The sequence below is a fragment of the Streptomyces sp. NPDC029159 genome, from assembly GCF_055564055.1.
In genome coordinates this window covers 133,787-151,232 of the sequence record NZ_JBVHWT010000015.1, presented here as the reverse complement: position 1 = coordinate 151,232, position 17,446 = coordinate 133,787, and the positions used below count along the sequence as shown (strand labels likewise).

Genomic DNA, 17,446 nt, shown 5'->3' with positions numbered 1-17,446 from the left:
GAGCCGCATATCGGCACAGCCTCACGTCCTCCGGAGCGCGATCCCGTACCGCACCACCCCGCTCACCCACCCACCCGATCTCCCAGGAGGCACCGGAAGATGTCCGAGAAGCCGAGCGGCCCGTCCGGCCGGGGACTCCTCGCCGGAGTCCGCGTCATCGAACTGGCCAGCGTGATCATGGCCCCGTACGCAGCACAGCAACTCGGCGATCTGGGCGCGGATGTGATCAAGGTCGAGCCGCCCACCGGTGACATGACGCGCCACTACCCGCCGCGGCGCCACCCCGGCATGGGCGGCCCGGCACTCAACCTGAACCGCAACAAGCGCAGCGCCGCCATCGACCTCAAGGCCCCGCACGGCCGCGACGCCCTGCTCGCCCTGCTGCGCACCGCCGACGTCTTCATCACCAACCTGCGCCCGCAGGCCCTGGAGAAGCTCCGCCTCGGCTACGGCGACATCGCGGTCGTCAGCCCCGGCCTGATCTACGCGAGCGCCCACGGCTTCCGCAGTGACAGCCGCTACGGCACCCACGCCGCCTACGACGACATCATCCAGGCGGCCAGCGGCCTGGTCTGGCTCAACCAGCAGGTCTGCGGCCAACCGCACTACGTTCCCACCGTGCTGGCCGACAAGATCTGCGGCATGCAGATCGCCCAGTCGGTCCTGGCCGCGCTGCACCACCGGGAGCACGGCGGCACCGGACAGCACATCGAGGTGCCGATGGCCGACACCATGCTCGCCTTCAACCTGGTCGAGCACCTGGGAGCGGCCGCCCTGGAGGCCGACGGCGAGTTCGGCTCGGCTCGCTCGCTCAGCCCGCAGCGCCGCGCCCTGCGCACCGCCGACGGCTGGATGTGCATCCTGCCGCACAGCGACCGCAACTGGCGGGACTTCACCGACTTCGTGGGCCGCCCCGAACTGGCCGCCGACCCGCGCTTCGCCACCGGCCCCGACCGGGCCCGCAACGCCGACGCGTTCTATCCGCTGCTCGCGGAGCTGACGCCGCGGCACACCAGTGCCGCGTGGCAGGAGTTCTGCGACCGGGCGGGCATCGCCGCCGCCCCCGTGCTCGACCTGGAATCCGCCGCCACCACCGCCTACGCCCGAGAGGGCGGCCTGCTGCACGAGGCCGAACACCCCACCGAGGGCCGCTACCGGGTCATCGGCCGCCCGGTCCGCTACTCGGCCGACCCGGAGCCGGAGCTACGGCCCTGCCCGGCCATCGGCCAGCACACCGACGAAGTGCTCCGCGAAGCCGGCTTCGACCCCGCCCTGCTGCATCCCACGCACTGACCGAATTCCGTAACGAGAAGAAGCGCATCCATTGATTCACCAACCCGGGAGCGAAAGAACCATGTCGCCTTCGACGCCTTCACCGATCGCATTCCCCGACGTCGTCCTGCCCGAATCGGCCCGCCGCCTCCGCGTCGAGGTCCGCGCCTTCCTAGACGAGGAGCGCGCCCGCGGCACCGTGCTCGGCCGCCCCGACTCCTGGCTGGCCGGCTGGGACCCCGACTTCAGCCGCCGCCTCGCCCAGCGCGGCTGGGTCGGCATGGCCCTGCCCACCGAGTACGGCGGCGCCGGCCGCGGCTTCCTGGAGCGCTACGTGGTGATCGAGGAGCTGCTCGCCGCCGGCGCCCCGGTCAGCGCCCACTGGGTCTCCGACCGGCAGGCCGGGCCGTCCATCCTCCAGCACGGCACCGAGGAGCAGCGCCGCTTCTTCCTGCCCCGGATCACCGCCGGGCGATGCTTCTTCTCCATCGGGATGAGCGAGAAGAGCAGCGGCTCCGATCTCGCCTCGGTCGCCACTCGTGCCCAACGCACCTCCGACGGCTGGCAGTTGACCGGCACCAAGATGTGGACCGGCGGCGCCCACGTCAACGACTACGCCATCGTGCTGGCCCGCACCGACGAGGCCGAGGACAGGCACGCGGGCCTCAGCCAGTTCATCGTCGACCTGCGCGCCCCGGGCGTACGCATCGAGCCGATCCACCTGATGAGCGGCGAGCACCGCTTCAACGCCGTCCACCTCGAAGGCGTCCACGTCCCCGACGGCATGCTGCTCGGACAGCAGGGTGATGGCTGGAAGCAGGTCACCGGCGAACTCGCCTTCGAACGCAGTGGCCCGGAACGCTACCTCTCCGCCTTCCCCCTGCTGGTCTCCCTGCTCCGTGAACTGGAGCAGCGCCCGGGTACGGCCGAACAGCTGACCCGGGTCGGCATCCTGACGGCCCGTCTGCACAGCATCCGCCGACTGTCCCTCGGCGTGGCCGCGGCCCTGGACGCCGGAGCCTCCCCCGACATCCAGGCCGCCCTGGTCAAGGACCTCGGCACCCGCCTCGAGGGCACGCTGACCGACACCGTCCGCAGCATCCTGCCGACCCCGGCCGACCCGCACGCCACTCCCGGCAGCCACTCCGAACTGCTCGCCTTCGCCCTGCTGCACAGCCCCGGCTACACCCTGCGCGGCGGCACCAACGAAATCCTTCGCGGCATCATCACTCGCGGTCTGGAGCAGCGCTGATGTACACCCACACGATCGACACCAGCACCCCGGTCGTCCCCGCCGACGCCTACGGCACCACCGCCTTCTACGCCGATGCGGACGCCATCGCCACCGTCACCAACACCACCGCCCCCGACGCCGTTGCCCTCCCGTCCCCGGACGCCTCCACCGCCGAACTGCTGGCCGCCGCCCAGGAAGCAGGACACCGCGCCGTCCCCGGGCCGTTCGCCGAGACCGCCCTGGTCGCCCGCCCGCTGCTGCGCCGCGTCGGCCTCCCCGTCCCCGACGGCCCGCTCAGCTACGCCATCGCCCCCGAGCTCACCGTCCGTTACGCCCATCCGGCCGCCTCCCCGGTCGGCTCGGCCGGCTGCCTGGGCGACGACGACATCCTGCTGGTCACGGGAGCCCTGCGCCGCGTCCCCTGGGCGCGCACCGCCACCGCCGTCATCGTCCTGGCCACCGCCCCCTCCGGCCACGTCCTGTTCACCCTCACCCCCGACCAGGCCGTCCCCACCCCCGGCACCAACCTCGCCGAGGAACCCCGCGACGACCTCCACCTCGTCGCCCTGGAGATCCCCGCCGCACAGGTCCGCCGGATCTCCCCCGAACTGCTCGACGAGGCCCGGCTCCGCGCGGCCCTGGCCCGCTCCGCCCTGATCGCCGGTGCCGCCGAACGCTGCGTCGACCTGACGGTCGCCCACACCACCGCCCGCACCCAGTTCGGCCGTCCGCTCAGCCGCTTCCAGGCCGTCAAGCAGGAAGAGGCACGGCTGATCGAGGAGGCCGCCCTGGTAGGCGCCGCCGTCCAGGCAGCCGCCACGCCGCTGGACACCGGCGGCGCGGCCGCCCACTTCGCCGTCGCCGCCGCCAAGACCCAGGCATCCGCTTCGGCCACCGAGATCACCCGCATCGCCCACCAACTCCACGGCGCCATCGGCATCACCCGGCTCCACCCCCTCCACCTCGCCACCACCCGCCTGTGGTCCTGGCGCGACGAAGACGGCGACGAAACCTACTGGGCACACCGCCTGGCCCACCCCCTCACCGCCACCACCCTCTGGCCCACACTCACCACCACACCCTGATCGCTGCCCCCTCCCCCCGCCCTGCCTCGTCGTCGGCCGGCCCAACCCGGCCGACGGCCCCTCCGCCTCTTGCACCGGCCCAGAAGCCGTCTGCACTCCCCGACCCGAGCCGGCCGCGGGAGTGCAGACCGCAAGAGCTGGTGGTCAGTCAGCTGTTACACGCTGGTGTGGGATGAGCGGCCAGCGCCGCGAACGCCTTCGGCCTGGTGCGCCAGGCCGGTGGTGGAAGAGGCCGCCGTCGTTCATCACGAACACGGTCGCGGTGACGTCGACGGGTGCCAGGGCGGCGTCGACCACCGCGGAGACCGGGCCCGGATCGCCGCGGCTGCGACGCGGGCGTGCTCAAGGAGGGAGTGGGTGACGTCGGCGGCCACACCGGAAGTGAAGATCACGCTCGCCTTCCGCTCGGCGCGTTCCTCGAGGGCTTCCACATCCGGTGCGGGACTCCCGCCGGGCCCGCAGCGCCGTCAGGCCGTTCGCCTCCCCGCGCTGGATTCCTGGGTGGCCACGTCACAGAAGTTGAGCCAGATCCCCTTTCTCGTGAACATCCACGAGCCCGGAGATCGCCAACTGCTGCCCAAACCAGAAAAACGCTGCTGTGGAAAGTGAGCGAAGCCGCTCGGCGGTCTGTCGTGATCGGTGCAGACCGCCGAGCTTGTGACCTGGGTCGTCGCGCGCCCTGCGAGTCAGCGGCCCGCGGATCTGCCGGCTGTGTGGTTGCCGGGTGGTGTGGGCGGGCGCGGTGCCGGGTCGGCGGTGGGGGCACAGGTCAGACGTCGCCGGCGAGGGTCTGGCCGTGGGCTGCCGGAGCGGAACGTGCGCAGAAACCTCCGGGTGTGTGGCGCGCTCGGTCGTGCTGTGCGGGCGAGAGCTTTCCCGGGGGCTGGTCGGGCCGGCGGTTCAGCGCAGTCCGGCGAAGAGGTCGTTCTCGGGTACGGCCGCGCCGGTGGTGTCCTGGACACGTACGAACGTCTCCATGCCCATCAACTCACCGAACCTCGCCTTGCCCATCTTGAGGAAGAATATGTTCTCGCCCTGGCTGGCATGAGCGGCGAGCGCGTCGAATTTCTGGCCGCTGAATGCGGTGGTGTCCACCCATGTGGTGATCTCGTCGTCGGGGAGGCCGATCTCGGCTATCGCGGCGGCCTCGGCGGGGTCCGGCTCCGGCATGTCCTCGCCGAACTCGCGCATGATCTCCCCGAACCGCTGCATCGTTGAGCGGGGCATCGTCGTCCAGTACACCTTCGGTGTCAGTCCCGTCCTCTCCAGCGCCGCCATCGTGATGCGGTGGGCCTGGATGTGGTCGGGGTGGCCGTAGAAGCCGTTTTCGTCATAGGTGACGACCACATCGGGTTGGTAGTGCTGCATGAGTTCCGCCAGTCGGGCGGCGCCTTCTTCGACGGGGGTCTGCCAGAAGGATCCGGGGGCGTCGTTGCTCGGCCAGCCCACCATTCCGGAGTCGGCGTAGTCCAGCATTTCCAGATCGCTGATCTTCAGGGCTTCACAGCTCGCCTTGAGTTCTTGACGGCGCATCATGGCGACGGCTGCCGGATCGTGCTCGGGGTCGCCCGGCTTGGCGCCTCCCGGTCCGTCACCGCAACGGCCGTCGGTACACGTCACGAGAACGGTGCGCATGCCTTCCGCCGCGTATCGCGCGAGGATTCCTCCGGTGCTGGTCGCCTCGTCATCGGGGTGGGCGTGCACTGCCATGAGCGTCAAGGGTCGGTCAGTCATGAGCGAGTCCTTCTGTAGTAATACGACTTGGCCCGAGTACGCGGTGGGTTCACCGCGGTCCTGAGGTCCGGATTCCGGCAGGCGGAGGGCCTTGTGGTGTCCGTGTTCCCGCCGGTGTGGCGTCGGTGCGTCTGTCGGTGCAACAGTGCCGGCCGGACCGGCTGTTCCCGGCATGGGCGGTTGGTCTTTGGGTGTCGGTGTTTCGACGTGAGCGAAGCACCAGCGGTCCGAGGACGCCGGGTTTCGCTGGGCGCTTGCGCCGGTCTGACGGACGTCTTCGTCCGCGACTTGCTGAGGGTGTACGAGTCGCGTGTTGGTGCCGCGGAGATGGGGCTGGGTCGGTCGGCGAGGACGGCCGGTGCCGGGTTGGACGGTCGCGGTCTTGCGGGTCGCACGATGGACAGTCACCTGCGCAGGAGGGGCAGGCGCCGCGAGCGTGCCGACGTCCCGTGTGTCGTTGTGTCGGGCACCGAGACCGGTGAGGGGGACGTCGGTGCAGGTGCTCCGGTCGCTGTCGAGTTCGGCGATGGCGTCGTCCTGGATCGTGGCTGCCATCAGGCGCGTTGTGCCGCTCGGTGTGCCATTCCAGATGCGGGACAACCAGCGCCGACCGGCCCACAGTCGAGGGAGGTCGGCCGGGTGGTCATCAGCCGGGCGGGGAGGTTCCGAAGCGCGGATACGTCTCCCGGTTGAAGCTCTGGCGCGGCTTGTCCAGCAGGCCGCGTGCGGATCGTGCACCAACGCCGGTGCACATTCCGCTTCTGCCGTGCCCCGCCACTCAGGGCGCCCGCGCGCCCGCCGGCGTGTACGAGTGTGCCCGACGAACCCGGACGACCGACCGCGCGGGGCCGCGCAGGCCGTGCCCGGGTCATGCGCCTCGGTTCCTGGCATCGCCCGGGCGGTGAGTTCTTCACTCGGGATGTGAGAAAGGCGCGACGCGGAGGTGCAACCACATCGAGCTCGCCCAGGCCAGCAACGCCACAGTGACGCAAACCGTCATCACCGGCACCGCGGTCCGTGTGAGCCGCCCGGCCCGACGGCTCAGGAGAGATCGGGACAGTCGCCAGGTCGTCAGCGTGGCCGCAGGGAATCCGAAGAGCATGGCCGGCAGTTCCACGTAGAGCAGGCTCCAGTCCCGCTCACTCTCGAAGGCACCGTGCAAACCGGGCTGAGCGCCATGCCGCCACACGCTCAACCCGATCACCGCAGCGGTGACCGCCACCAAGAATCCGACGGCGTCGGTCAATTCAGCACGTTTGACCATGCTTCTCCAGACGCGCCCCTGAGCACAGGAGTTCCCACCATCCGTGACACCCCGCGGAACAAGCGCGCAGCGGGTGGCGGGGGCCGTCTCGGGCTGGGTTGCCCGTGGCCGCTGGGCCGGCGGCGTCCTAGGGGATGCTCGTCGGCCTGGTCGCGCCGACGGCGTCCTGCTCGCAACGCGTCGGGCATCGACTTCGTGGGCGACGGCACGGGCACGTGGCGGAGGCGGGGCAGGCACGCCGCAGCCGATCCCGATCGTCGGCAGTCCGCACGCCGCCACCGCGGCACGCCACCGGCTCGATGTCGCAGCCGGCGCAGTAGCCGGTGGGGCGGGCGGGTCGGTACCGGCGTCCGGCGCGGCCACAGGCCGACGGTGCGGTCGAGGGCGAGGTGGTTGCGGGCCCCGTTCGCTCTGTGTTTCAGCCACTGCTCGGGGCTGTGGTGCAGGGCGGCGTCCATGGGCTCGGTCATCGCCTACCCTCTGTGGCTCAAGGGGGTGGGCTGCGGTGGACAGGGCACACCTGTACCGGGAGGGCACGGTCGGTGACGAGGTCTTCGCGCACGGGATCGGTGACGGGCACTGGTGACGTTGGCAGAAGGTGGCGTTGCTCTGCTCGCACGGCAGGCGCCGGGGTCTGCGGCGCAGCGCGGTCGGCTGTACGGGTTTCAGGGTGTGGCGGTCGTCGATGGGACGGCTGTACTTGGTCTGCCCGGGGTTCTCCATCGGAGCGGTGCTGCCTGCCCGTGGCCGGCGCCTGCCCGGTCGGTGGTGCCGACCCGCGGGAGGCGGGGGTCCGTGAGGGTTGCCGACCGGCGGCCTGGGCTCTGCCGTAGGCATCCGGCGTCCTTGCTTTCGTTCGCTTCTTCTCCCGGGGGTCCTGTTGGATTCAACACCACAAAAATCCCGCGTTCGTAGCGACGACGAGCGTTCCTTCGCGCGACGAAGGTCAGTGAATTACTTCTTCGCCGGCGGCACCATCTGCTATGGGCTTGTCAGTTGGGGAAGGGCGGCTATTGGTTGGGTCAACAGGAACAAGGACGCGACCGGTGTACCTGTGCCTTGGTGGTTGTGGGCCGGTGTGTGTGTCATCGTGACAGCGCTCGGGGCGGCGGGCGGTTACTACCTCTGGATCCGTAGCCGACGAGAGAGGGCGGCGCTCAAGGCCATCGAGGACGCCGCTGAGCGGCGGAAAGAGCTGGATGCTCAGAAGTTGAGCGAGTTGAAGACCGTCACCCCGCTGGCCACTCTCCTGGAGCTGAACCAGGGACAGATCGACGAATACCATCGCATCGCCACCGATCAGGCGGACCGGTCCTTTCGCTCTTCTCAACGGGCCATGGCCCTCGGCCTGGTGGTGCTCGTCGGCTGTTTTGCCGCCGGGCTCCATTTCGACGGCACTCAGACGAAAATCTTCGTGGCCTCCATCGCTGGACTGGCCGCCGCACTGTCCGCCTTCTTGAACCGAACCTACCTGCAGATGTACGGCCAGACTCTCCATCAGCTCAACCGGTACTTCGAGCAGCCCGTACTGACCGGGTATTACCTGACCGCCGAGCGCCTGGCCCAAGACCTCAAGGACGACCCCGAAAGCGAGATGCGGCGGCGCATCATCGACCAGGTGCTAGAGGCCAGTGCCCAGATGAACAACGCCACGGAGCCGGGCCGGTCCCAGCACCGGAAGAGGAAGGCCACCGTCCCACCGCAAGCACAAGGGACACGCACGCCGCCTCAACAGGAGCCAGGTGCCCCCGGCGCGATCAGTCAAAGCGGTGACGTCGGCAACGCCGACGAGTGACCCGACAGCCCCGGAGCGCTCCCTGACCGCGTCCCCACGGGACGGCAGATCACCTTGGGAAGCCCGAAGCCGATGCCCAGGGCGGCGAGGAGGCCGAGTGCCGCGACGGCCCACAGGGGCAGGTGCCAATCGGCGCCGCCGATCAGGGCGCCCAGTGGCAGCCCCAGGGCGGTGGCCGTGCTCAGTCCGCCCATGACGAAGGTCAGGGCGGCGCCGCGGCGTTCGGCGGGTGCGACGGGCTAGCTTCCTGACCTGCATAACCGGATCAAGCAGCCTCGGTTGCCCAGCTCGGCCGCCACGCGACGAGGAGCCGGATCACACTGCCGTAGCCGGCTACCCGACCGCAGGGAGACGTCGAGGCCCGGGGCGCCTGTGTCGAGGCGAGCGCGGTCAAGCTCGTTGACGACACCGCGCGAAAGCTGCGCCGATCGCCGTTGCCAAGGTGGTGTTGGCCGCGGTCCAGAACACGAGCTTGGCGATCGGCCCATTGACCGTCCGCAACCCCCCGTCAGTGTGGCGGCAGAATGAGTCGGGCGGGAAGTACTGCGAGACAGGAGTGCCGCGCGTGCTGTAGCAGGGCGACGTCTCGGGAAACAGGCCCGACTGCGCGCGCTGCGACAGAGCCAAGCCGGCGAACACTGTCAGCCACCCGGCCGACAAGAACACGATCAGCACCCAGCGAGGGACCCTCGCTCGCCGCCCCAACAACCACACCAGGGAGGTTGGCATGACGAACACGACAAACACAGCGAACAGCAAGATCAGAGCCTTCATGTCCCTATGACCATACTGATCGAAGATCCGCCGGACACGCCCTGATGACCTGAGCCGGAGATCGCGATCTGGCGCGGCGCCATCCACGCCGAACCGGCCGATTCGGATGGTGACGGCCGGGCGCGGGCATGTGCCGGGTCTACTGCGTGCCCGGCGGATGCCCCAGTGGGGTCGGCTTCACCGCTGGGTGCGTCGCTCGGCGGCGTCGAACGCGGGCGCGAGCGGGGCCAGTGCCGCGCGGAGTTGGTCGGGCAGTGAGCCGGAGGGCACGACGAGTCCCCCGTCGCCGAAACTCTCGGCGGCCTCCGCGTTCCCCGCCGGCCGGAGCCAGCCTTCCAGCGCGATGCGAACCGCCGCGGCCACGCTCGCCGCGAGAACGCGGGCCGTGTGCGCTCCGGTGTCTCCCAGGCGTTCGGCGATCACCGCCGTGAGCGGGGGCTCGATGCCGGCGGTGGCGTCGAGGAACGCCTCGCGCAGCGCGGACCGGGTGGTGATCAGCAGCAGCGCCTTGTGTTCGCGCTCGCCGGTGTTCGTGTACTGCTCGACCACCGCTTCGGTGACGGCGTCGGCCAGGTGCACTTCTGCGGGCCGGGCCGTGACCGCCGCCGCGATCCGCGCCTCCCGGTCTGCGGTGACAGCGGAGACGATCGCCTGCTCGCGGCTGGCGAAGTAGTTGTTGTAGGTGCGCGGCGAGACCCCGGCCGCCTCGGCGATGTCCTCGACCCGCACCTGGTCCGGTCCGTGCTCCACGGCCAGGCGCAGGGCCGCCTCGCGTAGCGCCTCGCGTGTGGCCTGCTTCTTCCGCTCCCGCAGCCCTGGCAGTGGTGTCGTCACGGTGCTCAGCGTTCCACACATGACTGCGCGCACGCAAACTTGCGTGCACGCACTTTTCCTGCCAGCCTCGGCCCGTCCGAGACCGACAGAGGGGACGTCACCATGCGAGCAAGAGGAATGACCTACGACACCGGATTCGTCGTACACGGCCAGATGTCCCGCGAGCACTTCGACCCCGCGGTGGTCCGGCGTGAGCTCGCCATCATCCGCGACGACCTGCACTGCAATGCGGTCCAGATCATCGGCGGTGCCCCGGACCGACTGGAGCTGGCCGCCGGCGTTGCCGCCGAGCTCGGCCTGGAGGTCTGGTTCTCGCCCTATCCGCTGGAGCTGGACCCGGAGCAGATCCTCACACTCTTCCGCGACTGCGCCGAGCGGGCGGAACGACTCCGGCAGCAGGGGGCCTCAGTCGTGTTCGTCGCAGGTGTCGAGCTGAGCGTGATGAACCGCGGATTCCTGCCCGGGGAGAGCCCCGAGGAGCGGGTCGAGCAACTGATGAGCCAACCCGAGCGGCGGGCCGAAGCGATGCGCGAGCTCGGCGTGCGCATCAACGCGTTCCTCCGCGATGCCGCGGCCACGGTCCGCGAGCGTTTCCAGGGCGAGCTCACCTACGCATCCATCCAGTTCGAGCAGGTCGACTGGACCCCCTTCGACATCGTGACGTACGAGCTGATCCGCTCCGCCGAGGTCGCCGACCGGTTCCGGGACGCGGTGCGCACCCTGGCCCAAGGCCCGAAGCCGCTCGCCATCACCGGGTTCGGCACCGCCGCCTACCGCGGCGCGGGAGACCGCGGCGGGCGCGTGCTGGAAGTGGTCGAGCACGATCCGCAGACCAAGGCCCCGGTACGACTGGACGGCATATACGAGCGTGACGAGGCCGGCCAGGCCACCTATCTGAGCGAACTCCTGGAGATCTTCGACACCGAGGGCGTGGACAGCGCGTTCGTGTTCCTGTTCGCCTTGCCCGGCTACCCGCACCGCCCGGACGGCGACCCCCGGGACGACCTGGACCGGGCCGGCCTGGGCATCGTCAAACTCCTCGAAGGACGCCGGGGGCAGACCTACCCCGACATGGAATGGGAACCCAAGGCCGCCTTCGCCGCAGTGGCACAGCGGTATCGGAGGTGACCGGCCCACGGTGACCTCTGCTCGGGATCTGCGCTGCGGCGCAGTGCAGATCCCGAGCAGAGGGAAGCGGTACTCGCCGAACTCGCCGCAGACCTCGCGCCGGCCCATCGCCGTCGCGACCTGCGGACCTCGGCAGTGCTCCGGCACGACGGGCCGGGTCGGAAACGTGATCGTCGCGGTGTACACGACGTGCGCGACCAAGCGGGGCCACGCCCTGATCGACCGGGACCTGTACGTGCAGGCCGACCGGTTCGCCGAACGGGCGCGGATGGCGACGGCGGGTTTCCCAAGGATCACGCATTCACCACCGAGCCGACGCTCGCCCTGGCGCAAGACCCCGCTCTCTTCCGCCGCTGCGCCCGTGACCGACCGCTTTCCGATGTGGACGACCGGCTCCCGAGTCACGTCCCTTCTGGCAGGTACGCCACCACCTTGCCCGGGTTGAAGATCCGGTGAGGATCCAGCGCGTCCTTGACCGCCCGGTTGAGTGCGAGTACGGCGGGGCCGGCCTCGGTGCTGAAGCCGTTCCGTTTGAGCAGTCCGACCCCGTGCTCACCGGTCACCGTCCCGCCGAGTTCCAGCGCGGCGGCGATGATGTCCTCGAACGCGGCCTGGGCGCGCCGTTTCGCGGCCTCGTCGCCGGGCTGGGTGATCAACAACGGGTGGAGGTTGCCGTCGCCCGCGTGGGCGATGTTGGCGATCAGGGTGTCGTGGCGGGCCGCGGCCTCCTCGATGCGGGCCAGCATCTCGGGCACCGCGGCCTTCGGGACACAGACGTCCTCGGTCAGTACCGGGCCAAGGCGTTCGAGCGCCGGGTAGGCCAGGCGCCGCGCCTCGAACAGCGCGTCGGCCTCGTACCGGTCGGTCGAGCGCACCGCGAACGTCGCCCCCGCCCGCTCGAAGCAGGCCAGCATCGCGTCCGCCTCCAGCTCGCCCGCCGGACCCGCGCTGTCGGTCCGGCCGAGCAGCAGCACATCGGCCTCGGTCGACAGCCCCATGTGTTTCCACTCGTCGACGGCGGCCAGGCAGTGCCGGTCGACGAGTTCCAGCGCGGAGGGCATCAGACCCGCCTCGGCGACGGCGGCGACCGCGTGCCCGGCGTCGACCACCGAAGAGAAGTGGCCCGCGACCGTGTGCTCGGGCTCCCGCGCCGGACGCAGCCGCACGGTGATCTCGGTGATGATGCCGAGCGTGCCCTCGGAGCCGACCATGAGCCCGGCCAGGTCGTAGCCGGCGACGCCCTTGGCGGTGCGGCGGCCGACGCGTACCAGCTCGCCCGTCCCGGTCACGAACTGCAGGCCGAGCACGTAGTCGCGTGTGACGCCGTACTTGACGCAGCACAGGCCGCCCGCGTTGGTCGCGACGTTGCCGCCGAGCGTCGACCACGGCGCGCTCGCCGGATCCGGCGGGTACCACAGGCCCTGCTCTGAACAGGCCGCGCGCAGATGGTCGTTGACGACCCCCGGTTCGACCACCGCGAGCCGCTCCCGCGCGTCGATCTCCTTGATCGCCGTCATCGCCTCGGTGGACACGACGACGCAGTCCTCGGTCGCGTTCGCCCCGCCGGACAGTCCGGTGCCCGCGCCGCGCGGCACGATCGGGGCGCCGAGCCGCAGGCAGACCTGAACGACGTGGCGCACCTCCTCGGCGGTGCGCGGCCGGACCACCGCCGCAGGGGTGCTGTAGGGCGCCCATTCGGCCTCGTCATGGGCGTAGCCCGCGGCCACGGCGCGGTCGGTGAGGATCCGGCCCGCGGGCAGGCCCCGGGCCAGTTCGTCGGTCAACTCACGCCGCCACACTTCGTTGCACATGGCGGCGACGCTAACCGCGCCGGATCGCACGGCTCAATGGGTGAACCGACTACCATTCCCGATGATCAATGGATGGAGCGTCCACCGATGCGCGAGTCATGGCTGGACCTGTTGCTGCGCGACGCGTCGCCGGACGAGTTGCAGCGGCACGGCGACGACCTGACCCGGTCGCGAGGCCCCGAGGCAGCCGGCCGCGAGACCGCGCAGGCCCTGCGGCTGGCCATGGTGCTGCGGCAGCAGGCGCAGCGGGCGGCCGAACTGGCCGCGCTCAACGAGATCGCGATCCGGCTGGCCACCCTCCACGCGCCGGACGACATGCTCCCGGAGATCGTCGGCCAGGCGCGCCGGCTGCTCGACGTCGACCTGGCCTACCTCGGTCTGATCGAGGACGGGAGCATGCGGCTGAAGGTCACCAACGGCGCGTTCACCCCAGGGCTCGCCGGCGTCGTGATCCCACTGTCGGTCGGGCTGGCCGGTGAGGTGATCGAGCACGCGGCGCCCCGCTGGACGGCGGACTACCGGCAGGAGCGGCGATTCGGCCACGACGACAGTGCGGACATCGCGGCGCGCGCCGAGAACATGCGCGGGCTGCTCGGGGTTCCGCTGCACCTGCGCGGCCGCGTCCTCGGTGCCCTGTTCGCGGGCAAGCGGCAGGAACGGGACTTCACCGAACATGAGGTGATCCTGCTGTCGGCGCTGGCCGCGCACGCGGCCGGCGCGATCGAGAAAGCCAACGCCATGGGCACGCTCAACGCCGCCAACGACCAGCTCACGCGGCGCACCGAAGAGCTGGAGCAGACGCTGCGCCGGGACCAGCGGCTGACACGGGTGGTGCTCGGCGGGGGCGGGGTCGAGGAGTTGCTCACCGAGATCGGCTCGATGACGAGCGGCGAGGTTCGCTTCGTCCCGGAACCCGAACCGCCGTCGCCCTCCGAGACCACGGCGCAGCCGGTCGTGGCGGGGGAACGGCGCTTCGGCGCGCTCGTTCTCGCCGGCGAGCCCGCGCCCGGCGACCGGCTGCTGCTCGAACGGGCCGCCCCGGCACTTGCCCTCGCGCTGGTCGCCGAGGAGGCGGCGGCCGAAGCGTCCCGGCAGACCCGCGCGGCGCTCCTCGTCGACCTGCTCACCATGACGTCGAACCGCCCGCGCGCCCTGCGTCAGACGGGGCTGGACGCGTCGACGCCGTACTCGGTGCTCGTCATAGCGCCCGCCTCCGCAAGGGCCCGCATCGAGCGGACCCCGTCGCTGGCGGGCGCGGTCGTCGCCGAGCACGACGGTCACCTGCTCGTCGTGGCTCCCGCCGGTCCCGACACGATCCGGCGGGAGTGGCCGCGTGGTGCGGACGCCCCCACGGCCGGGATCGCCGGGCCCGCGCGCGGGCAGGGGGAGCTGCGGCGGTGCTTCCACGAGGCACGCCAGACGCTGAGTGCCCTCAAAACACTGGGGCGCACCGGCGAAGCCGCGACCGCCGGACAGCTCGGGCTGTACCGGATCCTGCTCGGCCACACCGGGCGACGCGACCTGGACCAGGCGTTCGACGACGTGCTGGGCCCCGTACTGGCCGAGCAGCAACGCCGCGCGGTGCCCCTGCTGGAGACGCTGCGCGCGTTCCTGCACCACGGCCGCCGTCCCCGTCCGGCAGCCACCGCACTCGGGATCCATGTGAACACGCTCTACCAGCGCCTGGCGACCGTGGACCGCCTGCTCGGCGAGGGCTGGCGCGCTCCGGAACGGGCGCTGGAACTGCAGATGCTGCTGCGCCTCAAGACGGCGAGCGACTCACTGGACGGGATGGAGGGGTGAGCGCCGCCCGCCATCGGACCCGGCCCGCGAGCGCTGCATCCGTCAACTCGACGGCCGGGCTTGCGCTTGCCGTCACCGGTGTGGCTGCACGTCGATCTCATGCCGGGCAACCCGCTGGTGGACGGTGGCAGGTTGACCTCGGTAATCAACTTCAGGCACATGGGGGCGGTCCGGCGTGCGATCTGTTCCCGGCGTGGAATCTGCTGCCGGACAACGCGAGGGAGGTCTTCCATGAGGCGCTGAGCGCGGACGACACGACCCGGATCCTCGCAGCAGACCCCAGCCGTTCTCCTCCGGCGCCAACACGCCCTGGGCGGCAGTGATGAAGCGCCGTAGGCGATGTGGTATTGCTCTTCAAGGTCGGCCAGCTCCGCTCGCAGCTCTGCGAGCCCGCCGGCGGGGCCGAGCGGTGGCACGCCGAGCGTTCGTCGGGGCCGGCGGGCCGATGGCGGCCAGCAGCCGGGGCCGCGACGGTACATCCGGCAGGCTGGGCAGGGCGGGCGGCGAGCCGGACGGGGCGGCGGCGCAGGCGCAGGGCAACGAGACGGCTGATGCGGGACAGGCGAGCACCGACCGACCCGACGCGGTACGGCACCACGCCGGGAGGCAGCACCGCAGGACCGGCGGGCCGCGGAGTGCTGGACCGGGGCTGCGCGAAGCAACGACGCCCAGCAGCAGGCGACCGACGGCGAGAGCAACGGGTCGGCAGGCCACAGAGGCCGGGCGGGAACGCGCTCCTGGACCGGCGAGACCTTCACTGCTTGACCTTGACGCAACGGCAAGGTTTCTACTGGCGGCATGCGAATCGGAGAGATCGCCGCGCTCGTGGGGCTCACCACCCGGGCGATCCGGCACTACCACCATGTCGGGCTGCTTCCGGAACCGGAGCGGCGCCCCAACGGCTACCGGGCCTACAGCGTCCGCGATGCCGTCCTGCTCGCCCGGGTACGCCGGCTCACCGAACTCGGCCTCAGCCTCGAAGAAGTGCGGGACGCCCTCGCCGACGATGCCGGGCGCGAACTGACCGAGATATTGGAGGAACTCGACGCCGACCTGGCCCGCCAGGAGGCCGCCATCCGGGAGCGTCGCTGTCGGCTCGGCGTCCTGCTCGCCGAGCCACCCGGCGCGACCGGGCCCGTCTCGCCCCCGCTTGCCGCACTGCTGGCACGGGCCCCTCGAACAGACTCGCCGAGCGCGGCCAAGGACCGCGAGTACCTCACGCTGGTGGACGCCACCAGCATGGGTAGCCAAGAGATGCTCGCGCTACTCGGAACGCTGATCGCCGATCCCGCCGTGGTCGGACTGTATGAGCGGCTCGACGCGCTCGCCGAAGCCCCCACCGACGATCCGCGCATCGCGCCCCTGGCAGCTGACCTGATGGCAGCTGTCCCCCAGGAGTTGTTCGCCGCGATCCCCGAGGGCGCGGTGATCGTGACCGGTTTCAAGGAGGCGTTGCTCGCCGAGTACACCCCTGCGCAGGCGGAAGTCGTGGGCCGGCTGATGGACGCGTTCGTGGAAAGGGGCCGAGGATGAGCGGCCGGCCAACGGGTGTACGGGCGGCGCGGGTCGCAGTAGCCGTCGTGCTGCCGGGGGAACTGGGCCTGGCGGCCTGCCTGGTGGCCGGGGTCCGGCCGCCCGGGTGGGCGCTGGCGGGAGCCGAGGCGCTGGTACTCGCGGTGCTCCTGCTGGAGACCTGGGTGCTGCGCTCGCTGTACGTCGCCGCGCGTGCCCGTGGCACGGGCCGCCGGGTGGCGCTGCGGACTGCCGTACAGGAGGCGGTGCCGGTGACGGTCCGCCGCCTGGTCCTCCACGAGCTGCGTGCCCTCGCCTCCCTGGCGCGGTGGGTGCGGCGCGGCACGCACGGGGTGCGCCCTGGGGACCTTGCTGCCGCCTACACCGGGCCTCAGACCGCAATGATGTATGGGCTGCTCTTCGTGATGGTGATCGAGACGGTGGGACTGGCCTTCCTCATCCCTTGGCCGGTGGTCCACCGGTTGATCCTGGTACTCGACCTGTACGGCGTCGTCCTTGTGCTGGCGCTGCACGCTGCCTGCGTCACCCGGCCGCACGTCGTGCGCCCCGATGGCTCTCTGCGGATCCGTTACGGAGCCCTTTTCGACCTTGCCGTACCGCAGGACGCGGTCGCCTCGGTCCGGGTCGACCGGCGTTACCCCGAAGGCCGCCTGGTCACCCTCTCCGAGGACGGGGTCCTCGACCTGATCGTGGGCAGCCAGACCTCGGTGACCCTGGAGCTGAACCGGCCACTCCCCTTCACCCGCCCACTCGGCGCAACGGAAAAGGCCCACACCATCCGCTTCCACGCCGACGACCCGCGCGCACTGGTCAGCACACTCCGTCAGCCCACCTGACCACACAGCTTGACCCTCGCCGCGACGTGGCGCCCGGCAAGACGCTGCGACGGGCGCCCGCCCGATACGACTCGACGCACCCACCGGACGAGCACCGCACCGCTGGCCTGTACGGCGAGCCGCTGCACAGAACACGTCGGACGGCGCCGACAGCACGCCAGGCGGCGGAGAACGGCACGGTGGGCAGCCAGGAACAACGGCGCGCGGAGCCGGCGGGGTGGGCCGTCGGCCCGACCGAGCGATGTCACCGACGCGTCGCTCGCCGATGACGGCCGCAGGGCAACAACCCGAGGTCGGCGGCCTGGCGCCACTCGTGCGTGGCATTCCGCCCCTCCGGTCCCGA

At 71.0% G+C, this 17,446-nt stretch carries 15 protein-coding genes and 1 pseudogene; 10 read left to right on the top strand and 6 right to left on the bottom strand.

Translation table 11 applies throughout. From position 1 onward, the window contains the following. Positions 1-99 precede the first annotated feature (99 nt). From ACZ4U4_RS25665 to ACZ4U4_RS25650, 4 genes are all read left to right on the top strand, one after another. Positions 100-1,293 carry a CaiB/BaiF CoA transferase family protein gene (locus ACZ4U4_RS25665; RefSeq protein WP_467878656.1) on the top strand — a complete coding sequence of 398 codons (1,194 nt, stop codon included), beginning with the start codon at positions 100-102 and terminating at the stop codon, positions 1,291-1,293. Between the two features lie 61 nt (positions 1,294-1,354). Further along, the gene (locus ACZ4U4_RS25660; RefSeq protein ID WP_467878653.1) at positions 1,355-2,524 is read left to right on the top strand and encodes an acyl-CoA dehydrogenase family protein; all 1,170 of its coding nucleotides are present in this window, start codon (positions 1,355-1,357) and stop codon (positions 2,522-2,524) included. Further along, positions 2,524-3,591: an acyl-CoA dehydrogenase family protein gene (locus ACZ4U4_RS25655; protein WP_467878650.1), complete on the top strand. Its 1,068-nt coding sequence runs from the start codon at positions 2,524-2,526 to the stop codon at positions 3,589-3,591. The genes ACZ4U4_RS25660 and ACZ4U4_RS25655 overlap by 1 nt, the downstream gene beginning before the upstream one ends. A 357-nt stretch (positions 3,592-3,948) precedes the next feature. Continuing rightward, positions 3,949-4,200, top strand: coding sequence for a hypothetical protein (locus ACZ4U4_RS25650; protein ID WP_467878648.1), 252 nt, complete (start codon positions 3,949-3,951; stop codon positions 4,198-4,200). 291 nt (positions 4,201-4,491) lie between these two features. On the opposite strand, the gene ACZ4U4_RS25645 is transcribed toward ACZ4U4_RS25650, so the two are convergent. Both ACZ4U4_RS25645 and ACZ4U4_RS25640 read right to left on the bottom strand, forming a co-directional pair. Next, positions 4,492-5,325, bottom strand: coding sequence for a PIG-L family deacetylase (locus ACZ4U4_RS25645; RefSeq protein ID WP_467878645.1), 834 nt, complete (start codon positions 5,323-5,325; stop codon positions 4,492-4,494). 910 nt (positions 5,326-6,235) lie between these two features. Continuing rightward, positions 6,236-6,589 carry a hypothetical protein gene (locus ACZ4U4_RS25640; RefSeq protein ID WP_467878642.1) on the bottom strand — a complete coding sequence of 118 codons (354 nt, stop codon included), beginning with the start codon at positions 6,587-6,589 and terminating at the stop codon, positions 6,236-6,238. A gap of 949 nt (positions 6,590-7,538) precedes the next feature. Here ACZ4U4_RS25640 and ACZ4U4_RS25635 point away from each other — a divergent pair. Further along, a complete protein-coding gene (locus tag ACZ4U4_RS25635; protein ID WP_467878639.1) occupies positions 7,539-8,384 on the top strand; it encodes a TRADD-N-associated membrane domain-containing protein in 846 nt (281 codons plus the stop codon). On the opposite strand, the gene ACZ4U4_RS25630 is transcribed toward ACZ4U4_RS25635, so the two are convergent. From ACZ4U4_RS25630 to ACZ4U4_RS25620, 3 genes are all read right to left on the bottom strand, one after another. Beyond that, positions 8,351-8,578: a hypothetical protein gene (locus ACZ4U4_RS25630; RefSeq protein WP_467878637.1), complete on the bottom strand. Its 228-nt coding sequence runs from the start codon at positions 8,576-8,578 to the stop codon at positions 8,351-8,353. The two genes, ACZ4U4_RS25635 and ACZ4U4_RS25630, sit on opposite strands and share 34 nt — an antisense overlap. A gap of 196 nt (positions 8,579-8,774) precedes the next feature. After that, on the bottom strand, positions 8,775-9,158 hold the full coding sequence (locus tag ACZ4U4_RS25625; RefSeq protein WP_467878635.1) for a hypothetical protein: 384 nt from the start codon (positions 9,156-9,158) through the stop codon (positions 8,775-8,777). Positions 9,159-9,335: 177 nt separating this feature from the next. Next, positions 9,336-9,992, bottom strand: a complete 657-nt coding sequence (locus ACZ4U4_RS25620; protein ID WP_467878632.1) for a TetR/AcrR family transcriptional regulator — start codon at positions 9,990-9,992, stop codon at positions 9,336-9,338. A gap of 117 nt (positions 9,993-10,109) precedes the next feature. Between ACZ4U4_RS25620 and ACZ4U4_RS25615 the strand changes: the two genes are divergently transcribed. Further along, entirely contained in the window at positions 10,110-11,120 is a 1,011-nt protein-coding gene (locus ACZ4U4_RS25615; protein WP_467878781.1) for a hypothetical protein, read from the top strand. Positions 11,121-11,521: 401 nt separating this feature from the next. Here the strand turns inward: ACZ4U4_RS25615 and ACZ4U4_RS25610 are convergent, their stop codons facing one another. Beyond that, positions 11,522-12,931 carry an FAD-binding oxidoreductase gene (locus tag ACZ4U4_RS25610; protein ID WP_467878630.1) on the bottom strand — a complete coding sequence of 470 codons (1,410 nt, stop codon included), beginning with the start codon at positions 12,929-12,931 and terminating at the stop codon, positions 11,522-11,524. A gap of 72 nt (positions 12,932-13,003) precedes the next feature. On the opposite strand from ACZ4U4_RS25610, the gene ACZ4U4_RS25605 reads away from it, so the two are divergent. From ACZ4U4_RS25605 to ACZ4U4_RS25590, 4 genes and pseudogenes are all read left to right on the top strand, one after another. Beyond that, positions 13,004-14,734, top strand: coding sequence for a helix-turn-helix domain-containing protein (locus ACZ4U4_RS25605; RefSeq protein WP_467878627.1), 1,731 nt, complete (start codon positions 13,004-13,006; stop codon positions 14,732-14,734). Positions 14,735-14,806: 72 nt separating this feature from the next. Continuing rightward, positions 14,807-14,994, top strand: a pseudogene (locus ACZ4U4_RS25600) (phosphotransferase); the annotation flags it as partial. Between the two features lie 538 nt (positions 14,995-15,532). Further along, on the top strand, positions 15,533-16,267 hold the full coding sequence (locus ACZ4U4_RS25595) for a MerR family transcriptional regulator (protein WP_467878625.1): 735 nt from the start codon (positions 15,533-15,535) through the stop codon (positions 16,265-16,267). Continuing rightward, entirely contained in the window at positions 16,264-17,103 is an 840-nt protein-coding gene (locus ACZ4U4_RS25590; RefSeq protein ID WP_467878622.1) for a hypothetical protein, read from the top strand. The genes ACZ4U4_RS25595 and ACZ4U4_RS25590 overlap by 4 nt, the downstream gene beginning before the upstream one ends. The last annotated feature ends 343 nt before the right edge of the window (positions 17,104-17,446 follow it).

Excerpts from the sequence above, each read along its gene's own strand:
- ACZ4U4_RS25660 (WP_467878653.1), top strand. The coding sequence starts at position 1,355 with ATGTCGCCTTCGACGCCTTCACCGATCGCATTCCCCGACGTCGTCCTG.
- ACZ4U4_RS25655 (WP_467878650.1), top strand. The coding sequence starts at position 2,524 with ATGTACACCCACACGATCGACACCAGCACCCCGGTCGTCCCCGCCGAC.
- ACZ4U4_RS25640 (WP_467878642.1), bottom strand. The coding sequence starts at position 6,589 with ATGGTCAAACGTGCTGAATTGACCGACGCCGTCGGATTCTTGGTGGCG.
- ACZ4U4_RS25645 (WP_467878645.1), bottom strand. The coding sequence starts at position 5,325 with ATGACTGACCGACCCTTGACGCTCATGGCAGTGCACGCCCACCCCGAT.
- ACZ4U4_RS25595 (WP_467878625.1), top strand. The coding sequence starts at position 15,533 with ATGCGAATCGGAGAGATCGCCGCGCTCGTGGGGCTCACCACCCGGGCG.
- ACZ4U4_RS25630 (WP_467878637.1), bottom strand. The coding sequence starts at position 8,578 with ATGGGCGGACTGAGCACGGCCACCGCCCTGGGGCTGCCACTGGGCGCC.
- ACZ4U4_RS25590 (WP_467878622.1), top strand. The coding sequence starts at position 16,264 with ATGAGCGGCCGGCCAACGGGTGTACGGGCGGCGCGGGTCGCAGTAGCC.
- ACZ4U4_RS25615 (WP_467878781.1), top strand. The coding sequence starts at position 10,110 with ATGACCTACGACACCGGATTCGTCGTACACGGCCAGATGTCCCGCGAG.
- ACZ4U4_RS25610 (WP_467878630.1), bottom strand. The coding sequence starts at position 12,931 with ATGTGCAACGAAGTGTGGCGGCGTGAGTTGACCGACGAACTGGCCCGG.
- ACZ4U4_RS25605 (WP_467878627.1), top strand. The coding sequence starts at position 13,004 with ATGGAGCGTCCACCGATGCGCGAGTCATGGCTGGACCTGTTGCTGCGC.
- ACZ4U4_RS25625 (WP_467878635.1), bottom strand. The coding sequence starts at position 9,158 with ATGAAGGCTCTGATCTTGCTGTTCGCTGTGTTTGTCGTGTTCGTCATG.
- ACZ4U4_RS25665 (WP_467878656.1), top strand. The coding sequence starts at position 100 with ATGTCCGAGAAGCCGAGCGGCCCGTCCGGCCGGGGACTCCTCGCCGGA.